We start from the raw sequence: 3,227 nt of genomic DNA, 5'->3' as shown, positions 1-3,227 counted from the left end.
CTGGTGAACACCATGGCGCTTTCGCTTCTGGACCAGTCAAACCTGATCCTTCTCGCTGTTCTTGCGTTGTTTGCCATCGTCGCCATCGTCATCGACCGCAGGTCGTTCCTGATTGCAGCGATTGGGTATATCGTCGCCCTTGGGGCGGCTGTTTTTGACGGTGCCGGAACCGCGCCGACCATCCTGATCCTCGGCATTGTCCTGCTTCTTCTTGGTGCATTCTGGGAACGGATCCGCGCACGTATCCTGCGCGTGATGCCCGGATTTATCCCGCTGCACCGTCTTCCCCCTTCTCAAGTTTAAGGTTCATTCATGACTGACCTCACGCCACGCGAAATCGTCTCCGAACTTGACCGGTTCATCATCGGCCAGAAAGATGCCAAACGCGCCGTTGCTGTCGCATTGCGTAACCGCTGGCGACGCAAGCAATTGGGCGATGATCTGCGCGATGAGGTTTACCCCAAGAATATCCTGATGATCGGGCCCACCGGCGTGGGCAAAACCGAAATCTCACGCCGTTTGGCAAAACTGGCGCGTGCGCCTTTCCTGAAGGTCGAGGCAACCAAATTCACCGAAGTCGGCTATGTCGGCCGCGATGTCGAACAGATCATCCGCGATCTGGTCGATACCGCGATCATCGACACCCGCGAACATATGCGCGAAGACGTCAAAACCAAGGCCCGCGCCGCGGCCGAAGAACGGGTGATCACCGCAGTTGCAGGCACCGATGCGCGCGAAGGCACGCGCGAGATGTTCCGCCGCAAACTCAAATCAGGCGAGCTTGACGACACGATCATCGAACTTGAACTGACGGATACTTCAAACCCCATGGGTGGTTTCGAAATCCCCGGCCAGCCCGGCGGCATGGGCGGTATGATGAACCTTGGCGAACTGTTCGGCAAAGCCATGGGCGGCCGCACTGTCAAAAAGCAAATGACCGTGGCCGATAGCTATGACGCGCTGATCGCCGATGAAGCTGACAAGTTGCTGGACGATGAAACCGTCACCAAAGCCGCACTTGAAGCGGTCGAACAAAACGGCATCGTCTTTCTGGACGAAATCGACAAGGTTTGCGCCCGCGCCGATGCGCGCGGTGCCGATGTGTCACGTGAGGGCGTCCAGCGTGATCTGCTGCCCTTGATCGAAGGCACGACCGTGTCCACCAAGCACGGGCCGATCAAGACCGATCATATCCTGTTCATCGCCTCGGGCGCGTTCCACGTAGCCAAACCGTCTGACCTTCTGCCCGAACTGCAAGGTCGCCTGCCAATCCGTGTCGAACTGCGCGCCCTGACCGAAGATGATTTCGTGCGCATCCTGACCGAGACAGACAACGCGCTGACATTGCAGTACGCGGCCTTGATGAAAACCGAAGAGGTCACCGTGACCTTCACCGAAGACGGGATCAAAGCACTCGCCAAGATCGCGGCGGAAGTGAATGAATCCGTCGAAAACATTGGTGCACGCCGCCTTTACACCGTGATCGAGCGGGTGTTCGAGGACCTGTCCTTTAACGCCCCCGACCGCGCAGGCGATGAAATCGCAGTAGATGCAGATTTTGTTGAGAAACATCTGGGCGAACTTTCACGCTCGCTCGACATCAGCCGCTACGTGCTCTGACGCAATTTCCGCTTTCAACTTGTCCGTAGTCGGATCATCAAAGGCGCATGAACCGGCAACCGAATTACTTTCGCTTCATCCACGACAATTTCCCGTTCCTTGCAACGGGATTTTTGTTGTCGTTTCTGTCCAGCTTTGGCCAAACTTTCTTTATCTCCATTTTTGGCGGTGAAATCCGCGAAGCCTACGGTCTGACCAACGGAGAGTGGGGGCTGACCTATATGATCGGTACAGGTGCCTCGGCAGTGGTGATGGTCTTTGCGGGTGGGTTGGCAGACAGATTTCGGGTGCGGACATTGGGGATCGTCGTGGTCCTGCTTCTTGCATCGGCCTGCCTGTTCATGGCCTTCAATAGCATTGTCGCGTTGCTGCCTTTCGTGATTTTCGCACTGCGCTTTACAGGCCAAGGCATGACCACCCATGTCGCCACTGTTGCGATGTCGCGGTGGTTCATTGCCACGCGCGGCCGCGCGCTGGCGGTCGCTGCCTTTGGTTTTATGCTGGGCGAGGCCGCATTGCCGCTGACCATGGTCTGGCTCAAATCCATGATTGAATGGCGGACACTCTGGGTCTGTTTCGCTGTTTTCTGCGTGTTGGCCTGCTTTGTGCTTTACCGTCTTTTGCGGCTGGAGCGCACACCGCAGGCCATGGCTGAAACCACGCAATCCACAGGTATGAACGGGCGCCATTGGACACGCAGCGATGCGCTGCGCCATCCACTGTTCTGGGCCATGGTGCCGGCGGTGATGTCATTCTCCGGATTCGGGACAGCATTCTGGTTCCATCAGGTCCATTTTGCGGAAATCAAAGGCTGGTCGCATCTGGCGCTCGTCTCGGTCTTTCCTTTGGGTACCGCGGCACTTCTCATCTCAACCATCGGCTACGGCTGGGCGGTCGACCGTTTCGGTGCAACGCGGCTATTGCCGATTTACCTGATCCCGCTGGTGATCGCCTTCATCCTGCATTGGTACGCGCCGTCACTGGGTTGGACCGCATTGGCGGTCATCCTGATGGGGGTCGCGGGCGGCGGGCAGGCGACTTTGCTGAACGCTTGCTGGGCAGAATTCTATGGCACGCGGCACATAGGCGCGATCAAAGCAGCGGCAGCGGCTTTGATGGTGTTGGGGTCAGCCATCGGGCCAGGTTTAAGCGGTTGGTTGATTGACCAGGGTGTCGGATTTGAACAACAACAACTGGGCTATGCCGCAACCTTTGCTTTCGCAGCCCTCGTCCTGATCATCCCGACACGCAAAGCGCGACAGGCTTTAGCGGTTCCGCTTTAAATACACGTAATAGGCACCATGGCCGCCGTGTCTGATATGCGCTGGCGTCACCTGCAAAATCGCCTGCGATAATGGCGGCAGCGCAAGCCATTGCGGCACCTGATGCCGCAAGACGCCATGCCGTGTCGGGATCGGCCCACCATCATCACGGTCTTTTCCTTTTCCGGTAATGACCAGAACCAAACGGCGCCCCTGCATTTGCGATCCTAGAATAAAGGACACTAAAGCCGGATGTGCCTGCGCCATGGTCATGCCATGCAAATCAATACGCCCCTCGGGTTTCAGCTTGCCACGCTTCATTTTCCCAAAAGACTTGTTGTCCAT

3 protein-coding genes and 1 pseudogene are annotated in these 3,227 nt (G+C 57.2%); 3 read left to right on the top strand and 1 reads right to left on the bottom strand.

The genetic code is table 11. The annotated features are described in order from the left end of the window. The 3 genes and pseudogenes from VGP75_RS10865 to VGP75_RS10855 all read left to right on the top strand — a co-directional run. A pseudogene (locus tag VGP75_RS10865) lies at positions 1 to 303 on the top strand (hypothetical protein); the annotation flags it as partial. Positions 304 to 312: 9 nt separating this feature from the next. Then, positions 313 to 1,620, top strand: coding sequence for an ATP-dependent protease ATPase subunit HslU (gene hslU, locus VGP75_RS10860; protein ID WP_327543683.1), 1,308 nt, complete (start codon positions 313 to 315; stop codon positions 1,618 to 1,620). Between the two features lie 47 nt (positions 1,621 to 1,667). Further along, positions 1,668 to 2,903 (top strand): MFS transporter, encoded by a 1,236-nt coding sequence (locus VGP75_RS10855; protein ID WP_327543682.1) that lies wholly within the window; start codon positions 1,668 to 1,670, stop codon positions 2,901 to 2,903. Here VGP75_RS10855 and VGP75_RS10850 read toward each other — a convergent pair. Continuing rightward, a partial coding sequence (locus tag VGP75_RS10850) for a Smr/MutS family protein (RefSeq protein ID WP_327543681.1) occupies positions 2,886 to 3,227 on the bottom strand: 342 nt, incomplete at its 5' end. The genes VGP75_RS10855 and VGP75_RS10850 overlap by 18 nt on opposite strands.

Source organism: Yoonia sp. (assembly GCF_036007805.1).
Lineage (GTDB): Bacteria > Pseudomonadota > Alphaproteobacteria > Rhodobacterales > Rhodobacteraceae > Yoonia.
Note: the sequence above shows the minus strand (reverse complement) of the source record. Positions and strands in the feature narration are given on the sequence as shown.

What these genes read in the sequence shown, in the direction of transcription:
- hslU (WP_327543683.1), top strand. Translation starts at nt 313, where the DNA reads ATGACTGACCTCACGCCACGCGAAATCGTCTCCGAACTTGACCGGTTC.
- VGP75_RS10855 (WP_327543682.1), top strand. Translation starts at nt 1,668, where the DNA reads ATGAACCGGCAACCGAATTACTTTCGCTTCATCCACGACAATTTCCCG.